This window comes from Oharaeibacter diazotrophicus (assembly GCF_004362745.1).
Classification (GTDB): Bacteria; Pseudomonadota; Alphaproteobacteria; order Rhizobiales; family Pleomorphomonadaceae; genus Oharaeibacter; species Oharaeibacter diazotrophicus.
In genome coordinates, this window is sequence record NZ_SNXY01000010.1 from 121,886 (window position 1) to 147,072 (window position 25,187).

The 25,187-nt window shown below is 73.0% G+C and carries 29 protein-coding genes; 18 read left to right on the forward strand and 11 right to left on the reverse strand.

Annotated features, from left to right (window positions below):
- Positions 1–42: 42 nt before the first annotated feature.
- Both EDD54_RS18205 and treY read right to left on the reverse strand, forming a co-directional pair.
- Positions 43–525: an MgtC/SapB family protein gene (locus EDD54_RS18205; protein WP_126539427.1), complete on the reverse strand. Its 483-nt coding sequence runs from the start codon at positions 523–525 to the stop codon at positions 43–45.
- A 19-nt stretch (positions 526–544) separates the two neighbouring features.
- A complete protein-coding gene (gene treY / locus EDD54_RS18210; RefSeq protein ID WP_166653469.1) occupies positions 545–3,127 on the reverse strand; it encodes a malto-oligosyltrehalose synthase in 2,583 nt (860 codons plus the stop codon).
- A gap of 214 nt (positions 3,128–3,341) precedes the next feature.
- On the opposite strand from treY, the gene EDD54_RS18215 reads away from it, so the two are divergent.
- From EDD54_RS18215 to EDD54_RS18225, 3 genes are read left to right on the forward strand one after another with little or no spacing between them, the layout of a single operon-like run.
- On the forward strand, positions 3,342–5,027 hold the full coding sequence (locus tag EDD54_RS18215) for a sensor histidine kinase (protein WP_126539423.1): 1,686 nt from the start codon (positions 3,342–3,344) through the stop codon (positions 5,025–5,027).
- Positions 5,024–5,461: a response regulator gene (locus tag EDD54_RS18220; protein WP_126539421.1), complete on the forward strand. Its 438-nt coding sequence runs from the start codon at positions 5,024–5,026 to the stop codon at positions 5,459–5,461. Before EDD54_RS18215 ends, EDD54_RS18220 begins: the two co-directional genes overlap by 4 nt.
- A complete protein-coding gene (locus EDD54_RS18225; RefSeq protein ID WP_126539419.1) occupies positions 5,458–6,513 on the forward strand; it encodes a sensor histidine kinase in 1,056 nt (351 codons plus the stop codon). Before EDD54_RS18220 ends, EDD54_RS18225 begins: the two co-directional genes overlap by 4 nt.
- Positions 6,514–6,564: 51 nt before the next feature.
- Here the strand turns inward: EDD54_RS18225 and EDD54_RS18230 are convergent, their stop codons facing one another.
- Positions 6,565–6,945, reverse strand: a complete 381-nt coding sequence (locus EDD54_RS18230) for a response regulator (protein ID WP_126539417.1) — start codon at positions 6,943–6,945, stop codon at positions 6,565–6,567.
- A gap of 228 nt (positions 6,946–7,173) precedes the next feature.
- Between EDD54_RS18230 and glgX the strand changes: the two genes are divergently transcribed.
- From glgX to EDD54_RS18250, 4 genes are all read left to right on the forward strand, one after another.
- Positions 7,174–9,333 (forward strand): glycogen debranching protein GlgX, encoded by a 2,160-nt coding sequence (gene glgX / locus EDD54_RS18235; protein ID WP_126539415.1) that lies wholly within the window; start codon positions 7,174–7,176, stop codon positions 9,331–9,333.
- Complete coding sequence (locus tag EDD54_RS18240; RefSeq protein WP_126539413.1) at positions 9,330–9,521, forward strand: hypothetical protein; 192 nt, start codon at positions 9,330–9,332, stop codon at positions 9,519–9,521. Before glgX ends, EDD54_RS18240 begins: the two co-directional genes overlap by 4 nt.
- Positions 9,522–9,625: 104 nt before the next feature.
- On the forward strand, positions 9,626–10,282 hold the full coding sequence (locus tag EDD54_RS18245) for a PRC-barrel domain-containing protein (RefSeq protein WP_126539411.1): 657 nt from the start codon (positions 9,626–9,628) through the stop codon (positions 10,280–10,282).
- Positions 10,283–10,404: 122 nt separating this feature from the next.
- Positions 10,405–10,716 carry a hypothetical protein gene (locus tag EDD54_RS18250; protein WP_126539409.1) on the forward strand — a complete coding sequence of 104 codons (312 nt, stop codon included), beginning with the start codon at positions 10,405–10,407 and terminating at the stop codon, positions 10,714–10,716.
- Positions 10,717–10,786: 70 nt separating this feature from the next.
- Here EDD54_RS18250 and EDD54_RS18255 read toward each other — a convergent pair whose 3' ends face one another.
- Positions 10,787–11,338, reverse strand: coding sequence for a sigma-70 family RNA polymerase sigma factor (locus tag EDD54_RS18255; RefSeq protein WP_126539407.1), 552 nt, complete (start codon positions 11,336–11,338; stop codon positions 10,787–10,789).
- Between the two features lie 175 nt (positions 11,339–11,513).
- Between EDD54_RS18255 and EDD54_RS18260 the strand changes: the two genes are divergently transcribed.
- The 6 genes from EDD54_RS18260 to EDD54_RS18285 all read left to right on the forward strand — a co-directional run bounded on the left by EDD54_RS18260 (position 11,514) and on the right by EDD54_RS18285 (position 16,435).
- Positions 11,514–12,149: a hypothetical protein gene (locus EDD54_RS18260; protein ID WP_126539405.1), complete on the forward strand. Its 636-nt coding sequence runs from the start codon at positions 11,514–11,516 to the stop codon at positions 12,147–12,149.
- On the forward strand, positions 12,146–12,427 hold the full coding sequence (locus EDD54_RS18265; RefSeq protein ID WP_126539403.1) for a hypothetical protein: 282 nt from the start codon (positions 12,146–12,148) through the stop codon (positions 12,425–12,427). The genes EDD54_RS18260 and EDD54_RS18265 overlap by 4 nt, the downstream gene beginning before the upstream one ends.
- Positions 12,428–12,584: 157 nt before the next feature.
- Positions 12,585–13,040: a DUF2934 domain-containing protein gene (locus EDD54_RS18270; RefSeq protein ID WP_126539401.1), complete on the forward strand. Its 456-nt coding sequence runs from the start codon at positions 12,585–12,587 to the stop codon at positions 13,038–13,040.
- A 190-nt stretch (positions 13,041–13,230) separates the two neighbouring features.
- Entirely contained in the window at positions 13,231–13,611 is a 381-nt protein-coding gene (locus EDD54_RS23690) for a con-10 family general stress protein (protein WP_165644969.1), read from the forward strand.
- Positions 13,612–13,699: 88 nt separating this feature from the next.
- The gene (locus EDD54_RS18280; protein ID WP_126539399.1) at positions 13,700–13,975 is read left to right on the forward strand and encodes a DUF2934 domain-containing protein; all 276 of its coding nucleotides are present in this window, start codon (positions 13,700–13,702) and stop codon (positions 13,973–13,975) included.
- A gap of 150 nt (positions 13,976–14,125) precedes the next feature.
- Positions 14,126–16,435, forward strand: a complete 2,310-nt coding sequence (locus tag EDD54_RS18285) for a Tex family protein (protein WP_126539397.1) — start codon at positions 14,126–14,128, stop codon at positions 16,433–16,435.
- 46 nt (positions 16,436–16,481) lie between these two features.
- On the opposite strand, the gene EDD54_RS18290 is transcribed toward EDD54_RS18285, so the two are convergent.
- The gene (locus EDD54_RS18290) at positions 16,482–17,264 is read right to left on the reverse strand and encodes a sulfite exporter TauE/SafE family protein (protein ID WP_126539395.1); all 783 of its coding nucleotides are present in this window, start codon (positions 17,262–17,264) and stop codon (positions 16,482–16,484) included.
- 54 nt (positions 17,265–17,318) lie between these two features.
- The gene (locus EDD54_RS18295) at positions 17,319–17,753 is read right to left on the reverse strand and encodes an OsmC family protein (RefSeq protein WP_126539393.1); all 435 of its coding nucleotides are present in this window, start codon (positions 17,751–17,753) and stop codon (positions 17,319–17,321) included.
- An 80-nt stretch (positions 17,754–17,833) separates the two neighbouring features.
- Between EDD54_RS18295 and EDD54_RS18300 the strand changes: the two genes are divergently transcribed.
- The 4 genes from EDD54_RS18300 (at position 17,834) to EDD54_RS18315 (ending at position 19,606) form a co-directional block, all read left to right on the forward strand.
- Positions 17,834–18,058, forward strand: a complete 225-nt coding sequence (locus EDD54_RS18300) for a YgaP family membrane protein (protein ID WP_126539391.1) — start codon at positions 17,834–17,836, stop codon at positions 18,056–18,058.
- A gap of 53 nt (positions 18,059–18,111) precedes the next feature.
- Complete coding sequence (locus EDD54_RS18305; protein ID WP_126539389.1) at positions 18,112–18,480, forward strand: ArsR/SmtB family transcription factor; 369 nt, start codon at positions 18,112–18,114, stop codon at positions 18,478–18,480.
- Entirely contained in the window at positions 18,477–18,911 is a 435-nt protein-coding gene (gene trxC, locus EDD54_RS18310; protein ID WP_126539387.1) for a thioredoxin TrxC, read from the forward strand. Before EDD54_RS18305 ends, trxC begins: the two co-directional genes overlap by 4 nt.
- A gap of 131 nt (positions 18,912–19,042) precedes the next feature.
- Positions 19,043–19,606 carry an EF-hand domain-containing protein gene (locus tag EDD54_RS18315; protein WP_126539385.1) on the forward strand — a complete coding sequence of 188 codons (564 nt, stop codon included), beginning with the start codon at positions 19,043–19,045 and terminating at the stop codon, positions 19,604–19,606.
- A gap of 100 nt (positions 19,607–19,706) precedes the next feature.
- On the opposite strand, the gene cydX is transcribed toward EDD54_RS18315, so the two are convergent.
- The 5 genes from cydX to EDD54_RS18340 form a co-directional block, all read right to left on the reverse strand.
- Entirely contained in the window at positions 19,707–19,832 is a 126-nt protein-coding gene (gene cydX, locus EDD54_RS18320; protein WP_126539383.1) for a cytochrome bd-I oxidase subunit CydX, read from the reverse strand.
- A 68-nt stretch (positions 19,833–19,900) separates the two neighbouring features.
- Positions 19,901–21,055 carry a cytochrome d ubiquinol oxidase subunit II gene (gene cydB / locus EDD54_RS18325; protein WP_126539381.1) on the reverse strand — a complete coding sequence of 385 codons (1,155 nt, stop codon included), beginning with the start codon at positions 21,053–21,055 and terminating at the stop codon, positions 19,901–19,903.
- A 6-nt stretch (positions 21,056–21,061) separates the two neighbouring features.
- The gene (locus EDD54_RS18330) at positions 21,062–22,645 is read right to left on the reverse strand and encodes a cytochrome ubiquinol oxidase subunit I (RefSeq protein ID WP_126539379.1); all 1,584 of its coding nucleotides are present in this window, start codon (positions 22,643–22,645) and stop codon (positions 21,062–21,064) included.
- 184 nt (positions 22,646–22,829) lie between these two features.
- Positions 22,830–23,240 carry a DUF2946 family protein gene (locus EDD54_RS18335; protein ID WP_126539377.1) on the reverse strand — a complete coding sequence of 137 codons (411 nt, stop codon included), beginning with the start codon at positions 23,238–23,240 and terminating at the stop codon, positions 22,830–22,832.
- A 128-nt stretch (positions 23,241–23,368) separates the two neighbouring features.
- Positions 23,369–24,661, reverse strand: coding sequence for an NAD(P)/FAD-dependent oxidoreductase (locus EDD54_RS18340; RefSeq protein WP_126539375.1), 1,293 nt, complete (start codon positions 24,659–24,661; stop codon positions 23,369–23,371).
- A gap of 138 nt (positions 24,662–24,799) precedes the next feature.
- Here EDD54_RS18340 and EDD54_RS18345 point away from each other — a divergent pair, with 138 nt between their 5' ends.
- Positions 24,800–25,138, forward strand: a complete 339-nt coding sequence (locus EDD54_RS18345; protein ID WP_126539373.1) for a rhodanese-like domain-containing protein — start codon at positions 24,800–24,802, stop codon at positions 25,136–25,138.
- Positions 25,139–25,187 lie beyond the last annotated feature (49 nt).

Sequence of the window (25,187 nt, forward strand, 5' to 3'; positions counted from 1 at the left end):
TGGCCGCGCAAGAGCCTCGGGGCGGTCGTCCCCGGTTCGCGGTCAGGGCTCGTGCCGTTCCGGCGGCATCAGCCGGCGCTCGACGACCCTGAGCAGCACCAGCACCACCACGGCGAGCGCCAGCGTCAGCAGCGCGAGCCGCCACAGCCCGGCGCCGAAGGACAGGCCGACGATGCCGCAGGCCCACAGGTTGGCGGCGGTGGTCAGTCCGCGGACCCGGCCGCCCGAGCGCATGATGATGCCGCCGCCGAGGAAGCCGACGGCGGCCACGAGGCCCTCCAGGATGCGCAGCGGATCGGCGTTGGTGTTCGGGTGCAGCCGCAGCAGCTCGGCGTGGAGTTCCAGCGCCAGGATCGCGGTGGCGGCGGCGGCGAGGGCGACCAGCGCGTGGGTGCGCAGGCCCGCCGCGTGGCCCTTGAGCTCGCGGTCGAAGCCGATGACGAGCCCGGCCAGCGTCGCCGCCGTCAGCTTGGCGAGCATGGTCGAGAGGCCGGCGGTGGACGGTTCGGCGAAGACCTCGGGCATCCGGTTCCCCCTTGCGGCGTCACTCCCGCGGTTCGCCGATCACCGCCGCCGGCAGGCCGGCCCGCTCCAGCCGGATCAGGCGGCCCTCCTGGCGAACCTCGGTCGAACCGGCGATGCGGCGCCAGCGCCGCGGTACGCTCTCGCCGAGGTCGAGCAGCACGTCGCCGCGGGCCGGCGCCAGTGCCCGGGTCGGCACGGCGACGACGAGCAGGCGGGAGCCGTGCCGGCGCGCGAAGGCCAGGACGTCGCTGCCGCCGGCGACCGGCACCGGTTCGTAGCTGCCGGCCCGGAACAGCTCCGGATCGGCGCGGCGGGCGGCGAGCAGGCCGGCGAGCAGGCGCTGCTTCTGCGCGTCCGGCCCCTCGGGCGGATCGGAGGCGAGGGCGCGGACGCGGGCCTCGAAGTCGACGGGGGCGCGGTTGTCGGGATCGACCAGCACGTGCTCGAGGAACTCGGCGCCGCGGTAGACGTCGGGCACCCCGGGCAGGCAGGCCTGCAGCACCACCTGGGCGAGGCCGTTGCGCCGGCCGGCCGGCCCGACCACCGCCAGGATCGCCGCGAGCTCGTCGCGGAAGGCGGCCCCCGCCGCGCTCTCGGTCAGCGCCCGTACGAAGGCCGTGGTCGCCGCCTCGTAGGCGGTTCCGGGCTCGACCCAGGCGGAATGCCGCCGCGCCTCGCGCAGCGCCTTGACGACGTAGCGCTCGGCCCGCGCCGCGTCGATCGGCCAGGCGCCGAGCAGGGTCTGGTAGATCAGGTCCTCGTCGATCGCGTCCGGGGCGTCGAGGCCGGCCACGGTGGCGCGGAGCCCCCGGTGCCGCTCGTGCCAGCGGTCGCAGGCGGCGAGCCAGTCGTCGGCCATCTCGGAGAGCACGTCGATCCGCGCCCGGGTGTCGGCGCCGCGCTTCGTGTCGTGGGTGGAGAGCGGCGTCAGCGAGGCGAGCCCGCGCGCCGCCATCGCGCCGGCGGCCGCGTGGAAGCCGTCGATCGACAGCGTCGGGCGCTCGGGATGGCTGCCGACCTCGTTGACCGAGACCAGCGCGACGGCGCGGTAGAGCTCGGTATCTTCGTAGCCCTTGGCCATCGCCGGCCCGGACAGCTGCTGCACCCGGCGCACGAATTCGGCGCTCTCCGCGTCGGCCGCGCCGTCGGCGAGGATCCCGGTCACCGTCGCGAGCGCCCGCTTCTCGCCGCGCGACAGCGCCGGCCGCGCCAGCGCCGCGGCGGTCTCGAGCAGCCGGACGTCCTCCGGATCGGCCGAAGCGGCGACGTAGGTGCGGTAGACCGGCAGCGCCGCGATCAGGCCGGCGACGACGTCGCGGGCGGTGCCGAGCCGCACCGGGCGGTCGGCGCGGCGGGCGAGGTCGGTGGCGAGGCGGGCGAGCGCGTCGAGTTCGGCCGAGAACACGCGCTCGAGGATCTCGCGCTTGGCCGCGATGCGCCGCGTCACCGGTTCCCCGCCGTGGCCGTTGGCGGCGAGACGGGCCGAGAAGCGGTCCCAGCCGGCGAGGTCGACGAAGACGGCGTTGATCAGGTTCAGCGTCTCGTAGCCGGTGGTGCCGTCGACCGGCCAGGGCCGGAGCGCCTCGCCGTGGCCGAGGATCTTCTCGACGTGCAGGCTGGCGCCGGGTCCGGCGCGGGCGCGCAGCCGCTCGCAATAGGCGGCGGGGTCGGCGAGGCCGTCGACGTGGTCGACGCGCAGGCCGTCGACGACGCCCTCCTCGACCAGCGCCAGCGGCAGCCGGTGCACCGCGTCGAACACCTGCGGCTCCTCGACCCGGAGCGCCGCGAGGTCGGTGATGTCGAAGAAGCGGCGGTAGTTGATCGCCGCGGCGCCCTCGCGCCAGTGCATCGGCGCGTAGTGCTGCTCGGAGACGACCGCGCCGACGTCGGCGCGCCCGATCGCGGCGTCGAGCGCGGCGCGGGCGCCCTCCGCCGCGAGCGCGTCGGCGAGGGCGCGGCGGCGCTCGCGGCGGGTGCCGGCGGTGAAGCGGCCGTCCTCGAGGCCGGCCCAGGCTTCGGCCGCGGCGCCGAGGGCGGGATCGTCCGCGGCTTCCGCGGCGGCGGCGGCGAGATCGCCGACGCTCTTGGGGCGCAGCGGCAGCCGCGTCTCCTCGACGGCGAGGAAGAACCGGCCCTCGTCCGGTTCGACGACGATGCCGGCCCGACCCTCCGCCAGGATCTCGCCCAGCGGCGCGCCGAGCACCGGCAGCACCAGCGGGCCGGCGCTCCAGTCGATGTCGAAGAAGCGCGCGTTGCGCGAGCGGCGGCCGAACTCCAGCACGTCGCGCCAGCGCCGGTTGTCGCCGCCGCCGATGCCGGCGTGGTTCGGCACGATGTCGACGATCAGGCCGAGACCGGCGGCGTGGAGCGCCTCGGCGAGGCGGCGCAGGCCGGCCTCGCCGCCGAGTTCGGGACTGACGGCGTCGTGGTCGACGACGTCGTAGCCGTGGGCCGATCCGGCCCGGGCCTGGAAGATCGGCGAGGCGTAGAGGTGGCTGATGCCGAGGTCGCGGAAATAGGGCACCAGCCGGCGGGCGTCGTCGAAGGTGAAGGCGGTGGAGAACTGGACCCTGTAGGTCGCCGTCAGTGGTCGGATCGTCATCGTGGGGGGCGCGCGCTCGTCGGGTCGTCGGAGGGGCATCCCGCCGCCTCGTCGACGGAATGACGCGGCCAGGGGCAACGCATGGGGCGGAACGACCGACCGGCGAAAAAGGATCCATGGTTTCGCGACCGTCCGGGAACCTTTTGCCGTCTCCGCGCTTTTCTCCAGCGGCGACGCGGGGACGGACCCGCGCGCGAGAGGGTGCGACCGAAGCGTGAAGACGAATTGGGGCGGCCGGCCGGAGGGCCGCGGCGACGACGAACTCGGCTTCCGCACCATGGCGGACCTGATGCCGCAGATGGTCTGGTCGACGCGCCCGGACGGCTTCCACGACTATTTCAATCGGCGCTGGTACGACTTCACCGGCGTTCCCGACGGCTCCACCGACGGCGAGGGTTGGAACGGCATCTTCCATCCCGACGACCAGCCGGTCGCCTGGGAGCGCTGGCGCCGTTCGCTCGAAACCGGCGAGATCTACCAGATCGAATACCGCCTGCGCCGGCGCGACGGCGTCTGGCGCTGGGTGCTCGGCCGTGCCCTGCCGGCCCGCGGCGAAGGTGGCCGCATCCTGCGCTGGTTCGGCACCTGCACCGACATCGACGACCTCAAGCGCGCCGAACTCGCCCTGCACGACAGCGAGGCGCGGTTCCGTTCGCTGGTCGAGGCGACCTCGGCGGTGGTCTGGCGCTGCCCGCCCGACGGCCGGCTCGGCCGCGACCAGGAAGCCTGGGGCGCCTTCACGGGCCAGACCCCCGACGAGTTCGAGGGCGACGGTTGGATCGGCGCGATCCACCCGGACGACCGGGCCCGCACGCTCGCGGCCTGGCGCGAGGCCGTCGCCGCCGGTCGCCTCTACCACGTCGAGCATCGCCTGCGCCGGGCCGACGGCACCCATCTGCCGATGCTGGTCCGCGCCACGCCGATCCGCGCCGCCGACGGCCGGGTCGTCGAGTGGATCGGCGTCCACACCGACGTCTCCGACCTGAAGCGCGCCGAAGCGGCGCTGCGCGACCTCGCGGACGGGCTCGAGACCAAGGTCAACGAGCGCACCGGCGAACTGGTGCGCACCCGCATCGCGCTCGAGCAGGCCAACCGCGGCCTCGAGGCGACCGTGGCGGCGCGCACCGAGGCACTGCGCACCGCCAACGAGGAGATCAAGCGCTTCGCCTACATCGTCAGCCACGACCTGCGCGCGCCGCTCGTCAACATCATGGGCTTCACCGCCGAGCTCGAGATGGCACGGCACACGGTGGAGGACTTCTACGCCCGCGCCGTCGCCGCCGCGCCCGAGCTCGCCGGCGGCGAGATGGCGGCCCTGGTCGAGACCGACTTCGAGGAGGCGATCGGCTTCATCCGCACCTCCACCGCCAAGATGGACCGGCTGATCAACGCCATCCTGACGCTGTCGCGCACCGAGCGGCGGGTGCTGCAGCCCGAACCGCTCGACATGGCGGAGCTTTTGGAGCCGCTCCGGCGCAGCCTCGCCCACCAGCTCGGCCAGCGCGACGCCGTGATCGAGATCGGGCCGCTGCCGACCATCGTCGCCGACCGCCTCGCGGTCGAGCAGGTGTTCGCCAACGTGGTCGAGAACGCGGTGAAATACCTGCGCGACGACCGGCCCGGGCGCGTCGCCGTCACGGCCACGGATGCGGGCGATGACATCGACTTCGCGATTTCCGATAATGGCCGTGGCATCGACCCGCGCGATTTCGGCCGGATCTTCGAACTCTTCCGCCGCGCCGGCGTTCAGGACAGACCCGGCGAAGGCATCGGTCTCGCCTACGTCCAGCTGCTGGTGCGCAAGCTCGGCGGCCGCATCGCCGTGGCCTCCGAGCCCGGCGCCGGAACCACTTTCACCATCACGCTGCCGAAGCGCTTCGACGGCGAGGGGACACGATGACGAATCTCTCCCGGCAACAGCCGGTCACCATCCTGATGATCGAGGACGACGAGGGTCACGCCCGTCTGATCGAGAAGAACATCCGCCGCGCCGGCGTCTGCAACGAGGTCCGTCACTTCTCGAGCGGCACCGCGGCGGTCGAGCACCTGTTCTCGGACGCCCGCGAGGACGGCCCGGTGCTGGTGCTGCTCGACCTCAACCTGCCCGACATGAGCGGCATCGACATCCTCGCCCGCATCAAGGGCGACGAACGGCTGAAGCGCGCGCCGGTGGTGGTGCTGACCACCACCGACGACCAGCGCGAGATCCAGCGCTGCTACGACCTCGGCTGCAACGTCTACATCACCAAGCCGGTGATCTACGACACCTTCGCCCAGGCGATCCGCCAGCTCGGCCTGTTCCTCTCGGTGATGCAGATCCCGGAGGCGCCGTGACCGCCGAGGGCAGGCCGATCAGGCTCCTCTACATCGACGACGACGTGGCGCTCGGGCGCCTCGTCCAGAAGACCTTCGCGCGCCAGGGCATCGACGTCGTCCACGTGCCGAGCGGCGACGCCGGACTCGCATTGCTCGCCGCCGGCGGTTTCGACGCGGTGGCGCTCGACCATTTCATGCCCGACCGCGACGGTCTCGACATCCTGCCCGACCTCGCGGTCGCCGACGGCGCGCCGCCGGTGATCTACGTGACCGGCGCCAACGAGGGCCGCATCGCCGTCGCCGCCATGAAGGCGGGGGCGGCCGACTACGTCATCAAGGACGTCGGCGGCGTGTTCCTCGACCTCCTGCGCGGCGCCGTCGAGCAGGCGCTGGAGGCGCGCGAGCTGCGCCTCGCCCGCGAGCGCGCCGAAGCGGAGATGCGCGTGGCGCGCGAGCGGGCCGAGATGCTGTTGCGCGAGGTCAACCACCGCGTCGCCAATTCGCTTCAGCTGGTGGGGTCGATGGTGGCGATGCAGCAACGCGGTGTCGCCGATCCCGCGGCGCGGGCGGCGCTCGCCGAGACCCAGGGCCGGATCGCCGCGATCGCCCAGATTCACCGCCGTCTCTACACTTCCGCCGACGTCGGCGCCGTCGAGATGCAGTCCTATCTCTCCGGCCTCGCCGGCGAGCTCGAGGCGGCGATGTCGGCCTCCGGCCACGGTCACCGGCTGGTGCTCGACGTGGCGCCGGTGCGCGTCGCCACCGACCGCGCGGTGTCGCTCGGCGTGGTGGTGACCGAACTCGTCACGAACGCGTTCAAATACGCTTACGGGGAGGGCGTCTCGGGCGAGATCCGCGTCGGCCTCGCCGAACGCGGCGGGGGCGGCATCGCCCTGGTGGTCGAGGACGACGGCGTCGGCATGGCCGAGGGCGACGTCAAGGGCTCCGGCCTCGGCATGCGCGTGGTGCGCGCCATGCTCGACGCCCTGCGCGCCACGGCCGAGATCGACCGCGCCCATGCCGGCACCCGCGTCGTCATCCTGGTGCCGGCCGAGACGGCGGCGGCCTGACGTTCGCGGCCGTGCCCGAGGCCCCGGACGACCGGGACCTCGGAAGCTGTTTCAGGCCGCGGCGGCGTGGTCGGGGTCGACCGGACGGGCGGCGAGGATCTCGCGGATCACGTGCGGCGGCACCGGCTTGCGGACGAACACGTGCTCGTGCGCCTTGAGCGCGCTCGGATCCGGCAGTTCGCCGGAGAGCACGATCGTGCGCACCCCGTACTGCTCCTGGACCAGACGGGCGACGGCGAGGCCGGTGCGTCCGTCGGAGAGGTTGACGTCGATCACCGCGAGGTCGATCGGGTGGCGGCTGGCGAGTTCCAGCGCGCCCTGCAGGCAGTGCGCGGGCCCGATCGGGGTGCACCCGGCTTCCCAGGCCATGTCCGCGAGGTCCATGGCGAAGATCGGGTCGTCCTCCACGATCAGGATGTTGCGCAGGGTCATGGGCGTCTTCCTCCATCGTCGCCGTCGGCGCCGTCCACGGACGGGCGGTTCGCGCGCCCCGTTGCGGGGCGTCGGCTCCCGGTTACGGGACAATGCGACGCTCCCCCTCCGGGTTCCGCGGCGGACCGGGCCTCGGCGGCGACGGAACCGCCGGCGCCGCGGTTCGTTCCCGACCTCGGGCCCACCCGCGCCGGGGACCCCCCGTCCCGCCCGCGCCAGGGAGATGACATGACCGATCTTTCCACCCTCGATCCCGCCGCGCCCGCCGTCCGAAGCGCGCGCCGGCGCGTCGAGCCCGGCCAGCCCTTTCCGCTCGGCGCCACGCCGGACGCCGGCGGCACCAACTTCGCCCTGTTCTCCGACCACGCCGAGCGCGTCACGCTCTGCCTGTTCGATCCGGCCGGCGGCGCCGAGACCGAGCGGATCGAGGTCGAGGAGTGCACCAACGGCGTCTGGCACGTCCGCGTGCCCGGCGTCGGCGTCGGCGCGGTCTACGGTTGGCGCGTCGACGGTCCCTGGGATCCGCACGCCGGCCACCGCTTCAACACGAACAAGCTGTTGATCGACCCCTACGCCCGCGATCTCGTCGGCGACCTCGTCTGGGACGACGCCGTCTACGGCTACACCGTCGGCGCCGGCGAGGAGGCCGACCTCGTGCTCGACGGCCGCGACAGCGCCGCCTTCGTGCCGAAGGCCCGCGTGGTCGCGGACGAGGCGCCGCCGCGCCGCGCGGCCGGCGTGCCCTGGCACAAGGCGCTGATCTACGAGGCCCACGTCCGCGGGCTCACCATGCGCCACCCGCGCATCCCCGAGCGCCTGCGCGGCAGCTTCGCCGCCCTCGGCCGGCCGGAGATCGTCGGCCACCTGCGCAAGCTCGGCGTCACCGTGGTCGAACTGATGCCGGTGCACGCCTTCGCCCAGGACCGCCACCTCGTCGAGAAGGGGCTGTCGAACTACTGGGGCTACAACACGCTGTCCTTCTTCGCGCCGGAGCGGCGCTATCTCTCGAGCGGCGCGCGCGAGGAGATCCGCGAGACCGTCGACCGCCTGCACGACGCCGGCATCGAGGTCGTCCTCGACGTCGTCTACAACCACACCTGCGAGGGCAACCACCTCGGCCCCACGCTGTCCTGGCGCGGCATCGACAACCGTTCCTACTACCGCCTGATGCCGGGCGACGGGCGCCACTACGACGACCTCACCGGCTGCGGCAACGCGCTCGACACCAACCACCCGCGCGTCCTGCAGATGGTGCTCGACAGCCTGCGCCACTGGGCGACCGTCCACGGCGTCGACGGCTTCCGCTTCGACCTCGCCACCACGCTCGGCCGGCGGCCCGACGGCTTCGACCCGCGCCACCCGTTCTTCCAGGCGATCCAGCAGGATCCGGTGCTCGGCAATCTCAAGCTGATCGCCGAGCCCTGGGACGTCGGGCCCGGCGGCTACCAGCTCGGCAACTTCCCCGCCGGCTTCTCCGAGTGGAACGGCGACTACCGCGACGTCGTGCGCGACTTCTGGGCCGGTGCCGACGGCCTCATCGGCGCCTTCGCGTCCCGCCTCGCCGCCTCGGCGGACCTCTTCGGCGAGGGACACCGGCGGCCGTGGTCGAGCGTCAACTTCGTCACCGCCCACGACGGCTATACGCTGCACGATCTCGTCACCTACCAGGACAAGCACAACGAGGCCAACGGCGAGGACAACCGCGACGGCCACTCCGACAACAGGAGCTGGAACTGCGGCGTCGAGGGCGAGACGGACGATCCCGACGTGCTCGCCCTGCGCGCCCGCCAGAAGCGCAACCTGATCGCCACGCTGTTCGTCAGCCAGGGCGTGCCGATGATCCTCGCCGGCGACGAGATGAGCAACGGGCAGGGCGGCAACAACAACGCCTATTGCCAGGACAACGAGATCGGCTGGGTCGACTGGCGGAACGAGGACGACCCGGATCTGTTCGAGTTCATCGGGAGGCTCTCGGATCTCCGGCGCCGGCGCACCGCGCTGGCCCGGGCCGAGTTCCTCACCGGCGACCGCGGCGTCCGCGGCCTGCCGGAGGTGACCTGGTACGGCTCGACCGGGGCGCGGATGTCCGCCGACGACTGGACCCAGCCGCACGTCAAGTGCCTCTCGGTCCGGCTGTCGCCGTCGCGCCGGCGCGAACCGGTGATGCTGGTGATGCTGAACGGCGCCGAGGCCGGCGTCGAATTCACCGTGCCGGGTCAGCCCGCCACCTGGCGCCTCGTCGTCGACACCGCCGGCGACGTGCCGGAGGGCGACGAGGTCGCCTCCGGTGACGTCGTCGTGCTGTCGGGCCGCTCGCTGAGGCTCTACGAGGCCGCCATGCCGACGGCGGACGCCGCCGAAACCCCTTCGGGAGACGATCCGACATGACCTACGAGCCCGACCGCACCACGTCCGCCCGTACGTCCGGCGACGGCCGCGACCCGGCCGCCCCGGTCCGCAACCCCACCGAGGCGCGCCAGGGCACGCCGCTCGGCCGCATGCGCCTCGTGCTGGCGATCGGCATCGTCGGCGTCGCCGTGGCGTTCCTGATCGCCTATTGGGCGACCCGCCCCTGACCGACCCCGCGCCGCCCAGGCGGCGCTTTTCCGGGAACCTCCGAAGCGCTTTCGGCATTCCCCTCCCAGCGCCAGGAGCGCTCCGAAATCAGAAGGAGAATCCGATGAAGACGACGTCCACGCTCGCGATCACGGCCGCTCTCGCCCTCTTCGCCGCCCCCGTGATGGCGCAGGACCAGACCTCGCCGACCATGCCGCAGACCACCCCGCCGGCGGCGAGCGACAGCGGCACCTCGGGCACTTCGACCATGCCGTCGACGACGCCCGACACCGCCCAGACCACCCCGCCGGCCGCCTCGACGACCGACACCGCCGCGGCCCCGAGCACCACTGCGCCGACCTTCCTGCAGGCCCAGACCGACATGCAGTTCCTCGGCTCCAACCTGATGGGTGCCGACGTCCGCAGCGCCGCCGACGAGGATCTCGGCGACGTCAACGACGTGGTGTTCGACATGAATGGCAAGGCGGTCGGCGTCGTGGTCGGCGTCGGCGGCTTCCTCGGCATCGGCGAGAAGGATGTCGCGATCCCGTTCGAGCGCGTCACCATCACCCGTCCGGACGCCAACGACGACGACATCCGCATCAGCCTCGACACCACCAAGGACGAGCTGAACGGCGCGCCCGAGTTCACCCGCTGGGCTCCGACCACCGCGTCGGCCACCACGGAGGGCGTGACGCCGAACACCACCGGCTCGACCGTGCGCGACGGTTCCGCCACCGATCCCGCGGCGCCGGTCGCCCCGACCGCCCCGGCGCAGTGACGGCCGGCGCACCCGGTCGACCGTGACGGTTCCGCCCCCGGGAAGCATCGCTTCCCGGGGGCTTTTCGCGCGCATCGTTCGTGCCGCCTCGTCAGAAGTGGAGCCCGCCTGCGGGATGTGCGATGGTGACGGCGATGTTCGCCGGAACCGACGCGATGTCCGAAGAAGACGATCAGCACGTCCCTGGCGCGGCGCTCCTGCCGACGGCGCGGCTCGGCCAACTGTCGGCTACGCTGCGGGCCGAATTCGGGCCGTCGGAGGACGAAGCGACGCCACCGGCGCTCGCCGCGGCCGGAGCGGCCCTCGCGGAGCGGCTCGGCCGCAGCGGCGACGCCGCGACCGCGGGGGACGACGCGGACGACGCACCGTCCGAAGCAGGGGCCGACACCGCCTCCGAGACCGGAGCCGCCGCGGCACTCGGCGGCCGGCGTTGACGGCGTCCGGACGTGCGAACGCCGCGGCCGGAGGTCGGTCCGCGGCGTGTCGGTTCGGGCTCTGGACGGATCAGGCGGCGACGACGGTGTCGCGCGGCATCCGCCCGTCGGTGACGAAGAGATCGTCGGCGCGTTCCGCCTCCAGGAAGGCCAGCATCCGGTTGCGCGCCCGGTTGAGCCGGCTCTTGATGGTGCCGACGGCGCAGCCGCAGATCTCGGCCGCCTCCTCGTAGGAGACGCCGAGCACGCCGATCAGGATCAGCACCTCGCGCTGCTCCGGCGGCAGCCGGTCGAGCGCCTCGCGCAGTTCGAGGCCGCGCAGCGACCATTCCTGGGTCGGCGGCAGCACGCAAGTCTCCGAGACGCAGCCGGCGGCGCCGGGATGCTCGCGTCCGGAGATCTTGAGGCTGGTGTAGAAGGTGTTGCGCTGGATCGTGAACAGCCAGGACTTCAGGCTGGTGCCGGGCTGGAAGCGATGGGCGTTGGCGATGCCCTTGGCCAGGGTCTCCTGCACGAGGTCGTCGGCGTCCGTCGGGTTGCGGACGAGGGTCCTGGCGAAGGCCCGTAGGGCCGGTATCAACGCCGCGATCTCGCGGCGCGCGTCCCACGTCGGTTCGGTCATCGTGCTCGTTCCGGATGGAGACCGCTGCGGACCGGGCGCTCCTCCCCGTCGTCCCCCGTTCGACAACGCCCGCATCACGTGTTCGTTCCCGCGCGCGGGCGGCCCGGCGCCCCCTTGGTGGAACCTGCGGGCCGCTTGGCGCTTCGGTGTCGGCAACGCGAGGAGAACGACGCGAATGGCGCACGTGCGGGTCCGCATCGAGGAAATGGAGTATCGCCCGGCCGACCGGTCGCTGGTCGTGCTGGGCGTCGACGAGTTCCACGCGATCGTCACCGTGGTGATCAGCCCGGTCTATCCGCGCCAGCTCGCGGCCGACCTCCAGTTCGTCGCCAGCCACCCCGACGCGCGCGTCGTCGTCGGCCGTTCGGACGAGCACCCGGTCGGGAACCAGGGTGACGGCACGGTCGTTCCGCGCCGTGAACGCTCGCAGGAGGATGCCATGGACACGGCGCGCAGGGACGAGGGCCAGCCGCTCGGGCGGAGCCCGGTGGACGAGGACGGCACACCGGTATCGCGCCCGTTCGACGACCGCGGCGGCGAGAGTGCCGAGCGTCGGTCGGAGGGCGGCGCAAAGCCTTATACCACCGAGGTCGAGTCCTACCGCTCGGGGCCGCACCGCGGACCGGACGAGCGGGGCCCGCACGCCGACGCGGAGCGGACGTCGCGGCGCCGAGCCGAAGGCGACGACACTCCGGGGCGGAGCCACGCGACCCCCGACGACGTCACCCCCCGCACCTCCGCGGCCGCCGACGAGAGCCGTGTTGCCGCGACCGGGGACCATTCCGGCCGGACGGCGGGTGGCAACCGATGACGGGCGAACCGGACGCCGGCCTCGAAGGCCGCCTCGCCGCACAGGGTCGCCTCGTCGAACTGCTGGTCGCGGCGATGGCGCTGTCCTCGCGCGATCCCGCCGGTCTCGTCGACGACATCGAGCTCCGGCTCGGTCCCCAGTCGGCGGAGGAGGATCCGGGCGCGCTGCCCGACCGCGCCTTCGCCGTCCAACGCGCCGCCGACGCCGAGATCGAGCGGATGCTGCGCTCGGTCCGCGCCATGGTCGCCGCGGCGAACACGGGCGCCGGCACGGGCTGAGCCATGCGGTTCCGGCGGTCTCGGGGCGACGACGTCGGCGCGAAATGCGATCGGCGCATGACCGAATCTGTGTGATCATGACCACGGGACACGGTTCGCGCGCCCGCTCCGGCGCCGCGCCGTCCAGCCAACGGCATTCCACCGGGAGACCATATCGATGCTCGACGACGAGGAGCGGATCCGCCGCAAGGCCTATGAACTCTGGCTCGCCGAGGGGCGGCCGGAGGGGCGGCAGGAGTTCCATTGGGCCGAGGCGCGCGAGATCGTGGCGCTCGAGGACGCCGGCGGCCCGCCGACGGTGCCGGTGACCGACGACGTCGCCGAGCCGGCGATCGCCGTCGAGAACCAGGGCGAGTTCCCCGGTCTCGCCGACCAGGGCGAGGAGAGGACCGGCCCGGACCTCGCGGTCGCCGCCGAGACCGCCGACGTCGAGCCGCTCGCCGTCGACAAGCCCGCGCGCAAGCCGCGGGCGCGCAAGACCGCCGCCGCCGGCGAGGGCGCCGAAGCCCCGGCCGCGCCGAAGCGGACGCGCGCGGCCAAGGCCGTCGCCGATCCGGATGCGCCCAAACCGGCGCGCCGCACCCGCAGGCCCGCGGCCGAACCGGCGGGCTGACCGGCGACCGTGCCAACGAAGCGACCGAGATCGGAGGGCGGGGGCGACCCCGCCCTTCGCGCGACCGAGGGCGTCGACCCGGCGGGTGCGGCGGATCGGCCGGGTCGCGGAACAAGTTCGCCGCGACGGGTGTTCTCGGAACGGAGGGGGCGGGGTCGGACATTCCGACGGTCCACCGAGGAGAACATCGATGGCGGACGATCGCGCCAAGTCACCCCGCGGTTTCGCGGCGATGAAGGGCGAGCGCCAGCGCGAGATCGCGCGCAAGGGCGGCGAGAGCGTGCCGGACGAGAAGCGTTCCTTCGCACGCAATCCGGATCTGGCGGCGGCGGCCGGACGCAAGGGCGGCCAGAACGTGCCCGACGAGAAGCGGTCCTTCTCGCAGAACCGCGACCTCGCCGCGGCGGCCGGCCGCAAGGGCGGGCAGAGCGTGCCCGACGCCAAGCGGTCGTTCTCGCAGAACCGCGAGCTCGCCGCCGCCGCCGGTCGCAAGGGCGGGCAGGCGGCCCACGGCGGGAGGGACCGCGACCGGGCCGACGACGGCGCCGACCGCGACCGTGCCGCGCCCTGAGCGGATTTCGGCGAGATCACGTTTCGGACGGAACGATGGCGCCCCTCGCGTGTTGGCGTTGCAGGTCCAGCATGCGAGGAGGCCGACCATGAGCTCGAACGACAGGGAAGCGCGCATCCGCGAGAGGGCGCACCGGATCTGGGAAAGCGAGGGGCGTCCGGAGGACCGTTCCGACGTCCACTGGGACATCGCCGCCCGCATCATCGACGAGGAGGACGCCGCCGCGGGCGAACCGCAGCGCGAAGCCGCGCTCGACGCGGCGCTCGCCGACACCTTCCCGGCGAGCGATCCGACGGTGATGCAGGAGCCGACCACCGCCATCGAGGGCGACTTGCCGGCGGTGCGACGTCGCAAGGCGTCCTGATCCCCGCCGCCGTAGCCCGGCGGCATGCTCCGTCCCGGGCCCCGGCCCGGGGAAAACGCGCGGCCCGCGGTTGACAACCCGGGCCGACCGCCCGTCTCTTCGCCGTCCCGCCGACCGCCCGGTCGGCCCCGACGCCGAGAGGAGGGCCTGATGGCCGACGCCACCGCCGAGCGCATCGCCGCCGAGATCGCGGCCGAGATCGGTTGCCGGCCGCAGCAGGTGACCGCCACCGTCGCCCTCCTCGACGAAGGCGCCACGGTCCCCTTCGTCGCCCGCTACCGCAAGGAGGCCACCGGCGGCCTCGACGACACCCAGCTCCGCAAGCTCGACGAACGCCTCGCCTACCTGCGCGAGCGCGAGAGCCGGCGCGCCGCCGTGCTCGCCGCCATCGAGGGCCAGGGCAAGCTGACGCCGGACCTCGCCGCCCGCCTCGCCGCCGCCCTCACCAAGGCCGAGATCGAGGACCTCTACGCCCCCTACAAGCCGAAGCGCCGCAGCAAGGCCGAGATCGCCCGCGAGAAGGGCCTCGGCCCGCTCGCCGAAGCGCTGCTCGCCGACCGCGCCCGCGCCCCCGCCGACCACGCCGCCGCCTTCGTCGGCGGTCCGGTCGCCGACGTCAAGGCCGCGCTCGACGGCGCCCGCGACATCCTGGTCGAGCGTCTCGCCGACGACGCCGACCTCGTCGGCCGGCTGCGCGCCACGATGCGCGAGCGTGCCGTGCTGCGTTCGCGCGTCGTCGCCGGCAAGGAGGCCGCCGGCGAGAAATTCGCCGACTATTTCGACCACGCGGAACGCTGGTCCGGCATTCCCTCGCACCGGGCGCTCGCCATGCTGCGCGGGCGCAACGAGGAGATCCTGTCGCTCGACCTCGAGATCGACGCCGACGATCCGTCGCCGTTGAAGCCGGTCGAGCGCATCGTCGCCGACGCGCTGGCGGTGCCGGCGGCGCCGAAGCTGCCGGGCGACGTCCATCTCGTCGAGGTCGCGCGCTGGGCCTGGCGGGTCAAGCTGTCGCTGCACCTCTCGCTCGACCTGATGACGACGCTGCGCGAACGCGCCGAGGAGGAGGCGATCCGCGTCTTCGCCGCCAATCTCAAGGACCTGCTGCTCGCGGCCCCCGCCGGGTCGCGCGCCACCATGGGCCTCGACCCCGGCATCCGCACGGGCGTCAAGGTCGCGGTGGTCGACGGCACCGGCAAGCTGCTCGCGACTTCCACCGTCTACCCGTTCCAGCCGCGCAACGACGTCCGCGGCGCCATGGCCGAGATCGCCGCGCTGATCCGCCGCCACCACGTCGAACTGGTGGCGATCGGCAACGGCACGGCGAGCCGCGAGACCGACCGGCTCGTCGCCGCGCTCCTCGCCGACTTGGCCCCCCCGAAGCCGGTGAAGGTGGTGGTGTCCGAGGCCGGCGCCTCGGTCTACTCGGCCTCCGAGCTCGCCGCCGCCGAGTTCCCCGGCCTCGACGTCTCGCTGCGCGGCGCCGTCTCGATCGCCCGCCGCCTGCAGGACCCGCTCGCCGAACTGGTCAAGATCGACCCGAAGTCGATCGGTGTCGGCCAGTATCAGCACGACGTCGACCAGTCGCGCCTCGCCAAGACGCTCGACGCCGTGGTCGAGGACGCGGTCAACGCCGTAGGCGTCGACCTCAACACCGCCTCGGCGCCGCTGCTCGCCCGCGTCTCCGGCCTCGGCACCGCGCTCGCCGAGGCGATCGTCGCCCACCGCGACGCCAACGGGCCGTTCCGCAGCCGCCGCCGCCTGCTCGACGTCGCCCGTCTCGGCGCCCGCACCTTCGAGCTCTCCGCCGGCTTCCTGCGCATCCGCGACGGCGACGAGCCGCTCGACGCCTCCTCGGTGCACCCCGAGGCCTACGGCGTCGCCCGCCGCATCGTCGCCGCCTGCGGCCGGGACCTGCGCCAGCTGATGGGCGACGCCGGCGCCCTGAAGGCGCTCGATCCCCGCCGCTTCGTCGACGATCGCTTCGGCCTGCCGACCGTGCGCGACATCCTCGCCGAGCTGGAGAAGCCCGGGCGCGACCCGCGGCCGGAGTTCCGCACCGCGAGCTTCGCCGAGGGGGTCGAGGAGATCGCCGACCTGAAGCCGGGCATGGTGCTCGAGGGCACCGTCACCAACGTCGCCGCCTTCGGCGCCTTCGTCGACATCGGCGTCCACCAGGACGGCCTCGTCCACGTCAGCCAGCTCGCCGACCGCTTCGTCAAGGACCCGCGCGACGTGGTCAAGGCCGGCGACGTGGTCAAGGTCCGCGTCGTCGAGGTCGACGTCAAGCGCAAGCGCATCGCGCTGTCGATGCGCAAGGACGACGGCGCGCCGCGCCCGGGACCGCGCGGCGACGACCGCCCCTCCGGCGGCCCGCGCCGGGACGACCGCGGCCCGCGCAAGGACCTGCCGCCCCAGAGCGCGCTCGCGGCGGCCCTCGCCGCCGCCATGAAGAAGTGAGGCGGCGCTCGCCGCCGCGACGAGGAAGCGAGGCGCGCGCGGCCGTTCAGCCGGTGACGCCGCGCGCGACGACGTAGAGGCCGGTGGCGATCACGACGGCGGCGAACAGGGTGCCGAGCGCGCGCTTGCGCGCGGCCAGCCGGCGGCCGAGCGCCATGCCGGCGAGGCCGCCGGCCAGCCCGCCGCCGACGAAGAGGGCGACCAGCGTCCAGTCGACCAGACCGGATACCGCGTAGTTGGCGGCGGTGGTCGCCCCGAAGGCGGTGACGGCCGCCAGCGAGGTGCCGACCGCGTTCGCCAGCGGCATGCCGGTGGCGAACACCAGCCCCGGCACCACCAGGAAGCCGCCGCCGATGCCGAAGAAGCCGGAGAAGGCGCCGACCGTGAAGCCGGTGCCGAGGAGGGCCGGCAGCAGGCGCCCGGCCGTCGCGGCCGTCAGCCGCACCGCCGGGTCGCCCTCGGCGCCGCGCCGGCGCAGCATGACGAGCCCGATCGCGATCATCAGGAGGCCGAACAGCGCGAGCAGGCGCGCGCCGTCGAACGCCTTGCCGACGCTCGAACCGGCGAAGGCGCCGAGGACGCCGGCGGCGGCGAACACGGCGGCGCAGCGGGCCTTGACGTTGCCGGCCCGCCAGTGCGCGACGAGGTTGGCGAAGGCGCTCGCGGCCACCGCAACGGCGCTTGTACCGATCGCGACGTGGGCCGAGGGCACGCCGACCACGTAGACCAGCAGCGGCACCGCCAGCACCGAGCCGCCGCCGCCGATCAGGCCGAGCACCAGCCCGACGAGGCCACCCGCCGCGATGGCGGCGACGTCCGTGACGATCAAGTGCGCCGCTCCCGTCCCTGCGAAGCGTGGTCCCGTTTCCGTCCGCCGCCGCGGTCACACCGCCGCGTCGGCCGCCGGTCCGGCGAGCCGGGTCACCACCTCGGAGCCGCGCCCGAGGGTGAGGCCGACCGGGCACTTGGCGGCGATCTCGACGAGACGGTCGCGCTGGGCGGCGTCGAGGTCGCCGTCGATGTCGAGCACGCGCTCGAACACGTCGGTGTCGCGGCCGTCGGCGCCGACGCGGCGGGCGTGGCGCAGCGTGACCGTCACCTTCCGGACCGCCCAGCCCTTGCGCTCGGCGTACATGCGCACCGTCATCGCCGTGCAGGCGCCGAGCCCGGCCATCACCAGCTCGAACGGGTCCGGTCCGGTGTCGCGGCCGCCGACGGCCTCGGGCTCGTCGGCGCCGAACACGTGCCGGCCCGCGGTCACCACCTGGCCGTAGGGGCCGTTGCCGCTCTCCGCCACGGTCACCAGCCGATCCTTCATGCCATCCTCCGACGCTCTTGAATATTAGAGTTCAATAATATACTTTTCTTCCTGTCCAACCTCAAGCGGGAGATTCCCCGATGCAGAACGTCGGCTCCACGGATCGCATGCTCCGGATCGTCGTCGGCCTGGTGCTCCTGGCCGTCGCCCTCGCCGGTCCGACCCTCGGCTTCTCGATCGTCGCCGGCCTCGGCGCCTGGAAATGGCTGCTCGCCGCCGTCGGTGCGGTGATGCTGCTCACCGGCGTGTTCCGGTTCTGCCCGGCCTACCTGCCGCTCGGCATCTCCACCTGCCGCCGGGACTGACCCGCGCGGCGTCCGGGGCGATCGACGCCGTGGCGGCGGCGGGGAGGTCGGCAATGGCCGTGGACGGGGACGACGGGCCGGTCGCGACGGCGGGGCCCTGTGCGCCGGGATCGCGCGAACTCGCCGTCCTCGAGGACAGGGCGGGCGAGGCCGCCCGCCTGCTCGCCGCTCTCGGCCAGACCAGCCGGCTGTTGGCGATGTGCCGGCTGATGGCGGCCGAGATGTCGGTCGGCGCGCTCGCCGAGGCCGTCGGCCTCGGCCATTCCGCGCTGTCGCAGCATCTCGCGCGCCTGCGCGACCTCGGCCTCGTCGCCACCCGCCGGGACGGCCAGACCATCTACTACCGACTCGCCTCCGAGGACGCGCGCCGGCTGATCGCCGTCCTCCACGACATCTACTGCCGCAGAGGGGATTCTTCGTGACCCACGTCGTCTGCCCGTCCTGCCTCGCCGTCAACCGCGTGCCCGACGACCGCCTCGCCGCCGACTGGCAGAAGGCGCACTGCCCGAAATGCGCCGCGCCGCTGTTCCCCGGCCGCCCGGTCGACGTCGGCGCCGAGGCGTTCCGGCGCACGGTCGAGCGCTCCGACCTGCCCGTGGTCGTGGATTTCTGGGCCTCCTGGTGCGGGCCCTGCCGCGCCATGGCACCGGCCTTCGCCGAGGCCGCCGCCCGGCTCGGCGGTGCGGCCCGCTTCCTCAAGGTCGACACCGACGCCGAACGGGCGCTGTCCGGCGCCCTCGGCATCCGGTCGATCCCGACGGTCATCCTTTTCCGCGGCGGCCGTGAAGTCGCGCGCCGGTCCGGGGCGATGTCGGCACGCGAGCTCGCGACCTTCGTCGCGGAGGCCGCCTGAGACGTATTCGGTGATACAATTCGTTGCACTCTATTGCAGGTGTTCTTGACCGCGATCAACAGGGTGCGTCGGTGAACGGCGGTATGATCTTCCCATCGGATCGAAGGATCCGCAAATACGGAGGAAAGATCATGTCGAAGATCTCCACGTTCACCCTCGCCCTCGCCGCCGCGACGATGATCGCCGGCGTCGCCCTCGCCCAGCCCGCCGGCGACGGCACCGGCTGCGGCCATGGCGCCATGGCCGGCCGGATGCAGCAGGGCATGGGCGCCATGAACGGCGGGGGCGGGATGGGCGGCTGCGGCGCGGGCCGCGGCGCCGGCAATCCGGACGCCCCCGGTCTCGCCCGCTTCGCCACCGTCGACGCCGACCAGGACGGCGTCGTCTCCGCCGAGGAGGCGGCCGCGGCGGTCGAACTGGTCTACGTCGCGATGGACGCCGACGACGACGGCCGGTTGACGCGCGAGGAATACATGGCCGTGCGCATGGGCCCGCAGACCGGCACCAACGCCGCCCGGCAGGCCGAGCGGCAGGACGCCAAGGCCGCCCGCTTCGACGCGATGGACGGCGACCACGACGGAACGGTCTCGCGCGCCGAGTTCCTCGACGGCGGCAAGGCCCGCTTCGAGGCGGCCGACACCGACCACGACGGCAAGGTCACGCCCTGGGAGTTCCGCCGCCAGCACCGCGGCTGACGGCGGCGCGGCAGCGACCGACGCACATCGGGTGGGGTTCGGGCCCCGCCGCCCGGAAGTGGCGGCGGGGCCCGGGTCGTTCGTCGGGGCGGCGGACGGCTCAGCCCCGGCGATCGACCAGGTCGTGCCGGACGGCGGCGTCCGACGTCATCTCGAACCACATCGCGTTGAGCACGGCGAAGGTGGCGGCCAGCGGCAGGCCGAGCAGCCAGGCGAAGTACCACATCGGGGAGTTCTCCTTTTCATGCCGGTCCCGCGAGGTCCCGATCCCCGGGGACCTCGCGGGGGGAAGCGTCAGTAGGCGTGGTCGGCGTCGCGGGCGACGGTGCGCTCGTCGACCTTGCCCCACAGCACCCGGTAGACCCAGGCGGTGTAGGCGACGACGATCGGCATCCCGACCAGGGCGACGACGAGCATGTTGAACAGCGTCGCCCGGCTCGACGAGGCGTCGAACACGGTCAGGCTGGAGCGCGGATCCACCGACGACGGCAGGATCATCGGGAACATCGACACCCCGACGGTGGCGACGATGCCGACCACCGAGAGCTTGGAGGCGAGGAAGGTCAGCCCCTCCCGCCGCGTCGACAGCCCGACATACGCCCCGATCGCGCCGAGGAAGCCGAGGGCGGGCACGGCCAGCAGCAGCGGATGGGCGGCGTAGTTGGCGAACCACGCCCCCGGCACCACCGCGACCTCCTTGGCGAGCGGGTTGGACGGCCCGTTCGGGTCGATCGCGGAGGTGATCGCGTAGCCATCGACGAACAGCCAGAGCGCCACCCCGCCGAGGGCGAACAGCACGATCGTGGCGAGCGCCGCGATGCGCCCGAGCGCACGCGCCCGCACGGCGACCGGGCCGTCGGCCTTGAGGCCGAGCCAGGCGCCGCCGTGCATGACCAGCATCGCCACCGACACGAGGCCGGCGAGCAGGGCGAAGGGGTTGAGCAGGCCGAAGAAGCCGCCGTCGTAGGTGATCCGGAGATCGCCGTCGAGGCGGAACGGCACGCCCTGGAGCACGTTGCCGACCGCGACGCCGAAGATCAGCGCCGGCACGGCGCCGCCGACGAACAGCGCCCAATCCCAGCCCGCGCGCCAGCGTGCGTCCTCGCGCTTGGAGCGGTACTTGAACGCGACGGGCCTGACGATCAGCGCCGCCAGCACCACGAACATGGCGAGGTAGAAGCCGGAGAAGCTGACCGCGTAGAGCGGCGGCCACGCCGCGAAGATCGCGCCGCCGCCGAGGATCAGCCAGACTTGGTTGCCCTCCCAGACCGGGCCGACGGTGTTGATGGCGACGCGCCGTTCGAGGTCGGTCTTCGCCACGAAGGGCAGGAGGGCGCCGACGCCCATGTCGAAGCCGTCCGTCACGGCGAAGCCGATCAGGAGGATGCCGAGCAGCGCCCACCAGACGAGGCGCAGGATCTCGTAGTCGACGAGTTCGTTGAGGATCATGACATGTCACTCCGCGGCGACGGGAACCGCACCGCGCGACGGGGCGGCCGGACGGTCGGTGCGCTCGGGCTCGTCGGATGGACCCTTGCGGACGTATTTCAGCATCAGGCCCATCTCGACCACGAACAGCGCGGTGTAGAGGGCGGTGAACAGCGCCAGCGTCAGCGCGACCTCGCCGATGCCGAGGTTGGACACCGCGACGGCGGTCGGCAGCAGGCCCTCGATCGCCCAGGGTTGGCGGCCGTGCTCGGCGACGAACCAGCCGAGTTCGGCCGCGATCCACGGCAGCGGGATCGACAGCACGGCGAGCCACAGCAGCCGGCGCGAGGCGTCGAGGCGGCGCCGCGAGGCGAGCACGAAGAACACCGCGGTGAGCGCGATGAAGTAGAAGCCGAGCCCGACCATCAGCCGGAACGACCAGAACAGCGGCGCGACCGACGGCACGGTGTCCCAGGCCGCCGCCGCGATCATCGCGTCGGTGGCCTGCCGGGGATCGTCGACGTAGCGCTTCAGGAGGTAGGCGTAGCCGAGCTGGTGGTCCTTGGCCGCGAAGGAGGCCCTGAGCGCGGCCTCGTCGGCCGCGCCGCCGGCCCGGATCCGCTGCAGCTCGTCATAGGCGACGACGCCCTCGCGGATGCGCCGTTCGGCGTCGGCGACGAGGTCGACGATCCCGGGGATCTCCTCGGTCAGCGACCGCGTCGCGATCAGGCCCATGACGTAGGGGATCCTGACGGCGTAGCGGTTCTCGCGCGCCGCCTCGTCCGGCAGGGCGAACAGGGTGAAGGCCGCCGGCGCCGGCTCGGTCTCCCACATGCCTTCCATCGCCGCGAGCTTCATGCGCTGGTGCGCGGTCGCGGAATAGCCGCTCTCGTCGCCGAGCACGACGACGCTGAGCGCGGACAGCAGACCGAAGCTCGCGGCCACCGCCATCGAGCGCAGCGCCAGTTCGCGGTGGCGGCCCTGCAGCAGGTACCAGGCGGAGACGCCGAGCACGAACAGCGCCGCGGTGACGTAGCCGGCCGAGACGGTGTGCACGAACTTCGCCTGTGCCACCTCGTTGAAGATGACCTCGTAGAAGCTCGTCACCTCCATCCGCATGGTGTCGGGGTTGAAGGCGGAGCCGGCCGGGTTCTGCATCCAGCCGTTGGCGATCAGGATCCAGAGCGCCGAGAGATTCGAGCCGATCGCCACCAGCCAGGTGACGACGAGGTGACCGACCTTGGACAGCTTGTCCCAGCCGAAGAAGAACAGGCCGATGAAGGTGGCCTCGAGGAAGAAGGCCATCACGCCTTCGATCGCCAGCGGCGCGCCGAACACGTCGCCGACGTAGTGGCTGTAATAGCTCCAGTTCATGCCGAACTGGAACTCCATGGTGATGCCGGTGGCGACGCCGAGGGCGAAGTTGATGCCGAACAGCGTGCCCCAGAATTTCGTCATGCGCCGCCAGATCTCGCGGCCGGTCATGACGTAAACGGTTTCCATGATGCCGAGCAGGACCGAGAGCCCGAGCGTCAGGGGGACGAAGAGGAAGTGATACATGGCCGTCGCGGCGAACTGCAGCCGCGAGAGGGCGACGACGTCCAGTTCCATGGGTGAGATCCCGGATGGGGACGCGGCGGCGCGCGGCGGCGCGAGGGAGCGCCGTCGGCGGGGCCGCGTTCGGGGAGCGGGGACGGCCGGGCGGCCGTCGCGGCGATGCGCGCCGGGTGCGACGGCGGCGGGTGGCCGCGGTCGAACCGGGGGCGGGGCCGCGCGGGAAGGGCGCGGCGGGGCGTCAGGCCGCGGCGGTCGGTGGTCCGCGCACCCGCACCGAGGCGACAGCGGCGGTGGCGTGCCGCGGCGCGGGCGCCGCGGCGAAGGCGAGATCGGTGCCGAGGGCGTTGCGAAGGCCGACCCCGTCGGCCGCGCCGGCGACGGCGTCGCCCTGCATCAGCGGCAGGCAGAACACGCAGTGGATCGCGCCGTCGTGGAACCCGCCGACCGGCGGGGCGGACGGCACGGTGCCGCCCGTCGACGTGCAGATCACGAAGGGATCGAAGGCGGCCGCCGCCGCGGCCGGGCGGTCGGCGAACAGGAGCCCGAGCACGACGTTGAGCGTGACCGCGAGCATGCCGAGCACGGCCGTCCACTCGCGGCGCAGACGGCCGCGTTCGGGGCTGGTCGACGTGTCGTAGGCGACGCGCATGGCGGTTCCTCGGCCGCGAGGGGCCGGTCGGCGCGGGTAACCGCGCGCCGACCATTGGTAGAGGCGGACACCTGCGCCCGCCATCCGCAGTTCCGCGGAAGGCCGCGGCTCGGGCGGTCGGACGTCGGTCAGAGGTGCTCCTCGACCTTGATCGCCTTCAGCTTGTCGATGCCGAGGGCCTGGAGGGCGAGGCGCTCGTAGAAGGGTTCGGACTTGCCGATCCGGATCTTGCGCAGGAAGTACTTCTCGAAGCCGATCTTGGCCGCGTGCACCCAGAGGCCCGACGAAGACCAGTTGACGTTGCGCGGCGGGATCTGCGGCTGGGCGACGAAGGCGACGCCGCCGTCGCCGAAGTCGGCGAGGCAGACCGCGTTCCAGGTCGCTTCCGCGTCCGGCTCCTTGCCGGCGACGAGCCGGGCGACGTTGTGCGCGGTCGCCGTGACCATGGACTCGATCATGAAGCCGGTCTTCGGCACGCCCACCGGCACCGGCGTCTTGCCGACCGGCGGGATGGCGACGCAGACGCCGACCGAGAAGACGTTGCGGAAGGTCGGGTTGCGCTGGTGCTTGTCGGCGAGGACGAAGCCGCGCGGGTTGACGAGCCCCTCGACGCCGCGCACCGCGGGCACGCCGCGGAAGGCCGGCAGCATCATCGAGAAGGCGAAGGGCAGCTCGTGAGTCGCCTTGACCGAGCCGTCCTCGGCGTGCTCGGCGACGACCATGCGCCCGGCCTCGACCTTCTCGACCTTGGCGTTGCAGATCCACTTGACGTGGTGCTGGCGCATCTCGGCCTCGAGCAGGCCCTTGGTGTCGCCGACGCCGTCGAGGCCGAGGTGGCCGACGTAGGGCTCGGCGGTGACGAAGGTCATCGGCACGCGGTCGCGCACGCGGGCGTCGCGCAGCGCCTTGTCGAGCACGAAGGTGAACTCGTAGGCCGGGCCGTAACAGGACGCGCCCTGGGCGGCACCGACGATCACCGGGCCGGGGTTCTTCACGAGCTCGCGGAAGGCGTCGCGCGCTGCCAGCGCGTGGTCGACGTGGCAGATCGACTGGGTGTGGCCGTCCGGGCCGAAGCCCTCGATCTCGTCGAAGGCGAGGTCGGGGCCGGTCGCGATCACCAGGTAGTCGTAGGCGACGCTGCCGCCGCCGACGAGTTCGACGCGGTTCTCGGCGGGAACCACGCGCGCTGCGCCCTCGGTGTGGAGTTGGATGCCGCGGTCGGCGAACACCGGCGCGAGGTCGACCTCGATCGCCTCGCGTTCGCGCCAGCCGACCGCCACCCACGGGTTCGACGGCACGAAGGAATAGGTCGAGCCCTTGTTGACGACCACGATCTCGTGCCCCTTGCCGAGCACGTCCCTCAGTTCGTAGGCCATGATGACGCCGCCCAATCCGGCGCCGACGACAACCACCCGTGCCATGTCCGTCTCCTCCCGGCAGGTCCCCGCGTCCTCCCGGTCGGCGGGGATGTTCACGTCGCCGATGGCCGAGGCCCTTGCGGCGTCGTTCATGACAGTATATTAGAAGATACGAACACACAAACGGAAAAGAGGCGCCGCATGTTCGGTTTCGGGACGAGGACCACCGTGAAGACGCTGTCGCCGCCCGAGGTGCGCGATCTCCTCGATCGCGGCGCGATCACCCTGGTCGACGTCCGCGAGGCCGGCGAATGGGCGTCGGGGCGGATCCCGGGGGCGATCCACGCCCCGCTGTCGCGGCTGCGCGAACTCGCGCCCGGCATCCCGACGGACAAGCCGGTGGTGTTCTATTGCCTGTCCGGCGGGCGCTCGGCCCAGGCGATCGCCGCCTGCGCGGCCGGTGGCCTTTCGCGCTACGACACCCACATGGCCGGCGGCATCTCGTCCTGGCGCGCCCACGGCCTGCCCCTGACGCGCTGACGCCCGACGGCGATCGACCCTTCCGCCCGCCCCCTCGAGGCGGAGGCGG

Excerpts from the sequence above, each read along its gene's own strand:
- EDD54_RS18205 (WP_126539427.1), bottom strand. The coding sequence starts at position 525 with ATGCCCGAGGTCTTCGCCGAACCGTCCACCGCCGGCCTCTCGACCATG.
- treY (WP_166653469.1), bottom strand. The coding sequence starts at position 3,127 with ATGACGATCCGACCACTGACGGCGACCTACAGGGTCCAGTTCTCCACC.
- EDD54_RS18220 (WP_126539421.1), top strand. The coding sequence starts at position 5,024 with ATGACGAATCTCTCCCGGCAACAGCCGGTCACCATCCTGATGATCGAG.
- EDD54_RS18230 (WP_126539417.1), bottom strand. The coding sequence starts at position 6,945 with ATGACCCTGCGCAACATCCTGATCGTGGAGGACGACCCGATCTTCGCC.
- glgX (WP_126539415.1), top strand. The coding sequence starts at position 7,174 with ATGACCGATCTTTCCACCCTCGATCCCGCCGCGCCCGCCGTCCGAAGC.
- EDD54_RS18240 (WP_126539413.1), top strand. The coding sequence starts at position 9,330 with ATGACCTACGAGCCCGACCGCACCACGTCCGCCCGTACGTCCGGCGAC.
- EDD54_RS18245 (WP_126539411.1), top strand. The coding sequence starts at position 9,626 with ATGAAGACGACGTCCACGCTCGCGATCACGGCCGCTCTCGCCCTCTTC.
- EDD54_RS18250 (WP_126539409.1), top strand. The coding sequence starts at position 10,405 with ATGGTGACGGCGATGTTCGCCGGAACCGACGCGATGTCCGAAGAAGAC.
- EDD54_RS18255 (WP_126539407.1), bottom strand. The coding sequence starts at position 11,338 with ATGACCGAACCGACGTGGGACGCGCGCCGCGAGATCGCGGCGTTGATA.
- EDD54_RS18260 (WP_126539405.1), top strand. The coding sequence starts at position 11,514 with ATGGCGCACGTGCGGGTCCGCATCGAGGAAATGGAGTATCGCCCGGCC.
- EDD54_RS18265 (WP_126539403.1), top strand. The coding sequence starts at position 12,146 with ATGACGGGCGAACCGGACGCCGGCCTCGAAGGCCGCCTCGCCGCACAG.
- EDD54_RS18270 (WP_126539401.1), top strand. The coding sequence starts at position 12,585 with ATGCTCGACGACGAGGAGCGGATCCGCCGCAAGGCCTATGAACTCTGG.
- EDD54_RS23690 (WP_165644969.1), top strand. The coding sequence starts at position 13,231 with ATGGCGGACGATCGCGCCAAGTCACCCCGCGGTTTCGCGGCGATGAAG.
- EDD54_RS18280 (WP_126539399.1), top strand. The coding sequence starts at position 13,700 with ATGAGCTCGAACGACAGGGAAGCGCGCATCCGCGAGAGGGCGCACCGG.
- EDD54_RS18285 (WP_126539397.1), top strand. The coding sequence starts at position 14,126 with ATGGCCGACGCCACCGCCGAGCGCATCGCCGCCGAGATCGCGGCCGAG.
- EDD54_RS18295 (WP_126539393.1), bottom strand. The coding sequence starts at position 17,753 with ATGAAGGATCGGCTGGTGACCGTGGCGGAGAGCGGCAACGGCCCCTAC.
- EDD54_RS18300 (WP_126539391.1), top strand. The coding sequence starts at position 17,834 with ATGCAGAACGTCGGCTCCACGGATCGCATGCTCCGGATCGTCGTCGGC.
- EDD54_RS18305 (WP_126539389.1), top strand. The coding sequence starts at position 18,112 with ATGGCCGTGGACGGGGACGACGGGCCGGTCGCGACGGCGGGGCCCTGT.
- EDD54_RS18315 (WP_126539385.1), top strand. The coding sequence starts at position 19,043 with ATGTCGAAGATCTCCACGTTCACCCTCGCCCTCGCCGCCGCGACGATG.
- cydX (WP_126539383.1), bottom strand. The coding sequence starts at position 19,832 with ATGTGGTACTTCGCCTGGCTGCTCGGCCTGCCGCTGGCCGCCACCTTC.
- cydB (WP_126539381.1), bottom strand. The coding sequence starts at position 21,055 with ATGATCCTCAACGAACTCGTCGACTACGAGATCCTGCGCCTCGTCTGG.
- EDD54_RS18330 (WP_126539379.1), bottom strand. The coding sequence starts at position 22,645 with ATGGAACTGGACGTCGTCGCCCTCTCGCGGCTGCAGTTCGCCGCGACG.
- EDD54_RS18335 (WP_126539377.1), bottom strand. The coding sequence starts at position 23,240 with ATGCGCGTCGCCTACGACACGTCGACCAGCCCCGAACGCGGCCGTCTG.
- EDD54_RS18340 (WP_126539375.1), bottom strand. The coding sequence starts at position 24,661 with ATGGCACGGGTGGTTGTCGTCGGCGCCGGATTGGGCGGCGTCATCATG.
- EDD54_RS18345 (WP_126539373.1), top strand. The coding sequence starts at position 24,800 with ATGTTCGGTTTCGGGACGAGGACCACCGTGAAGACGCTGTCGCCGCCC.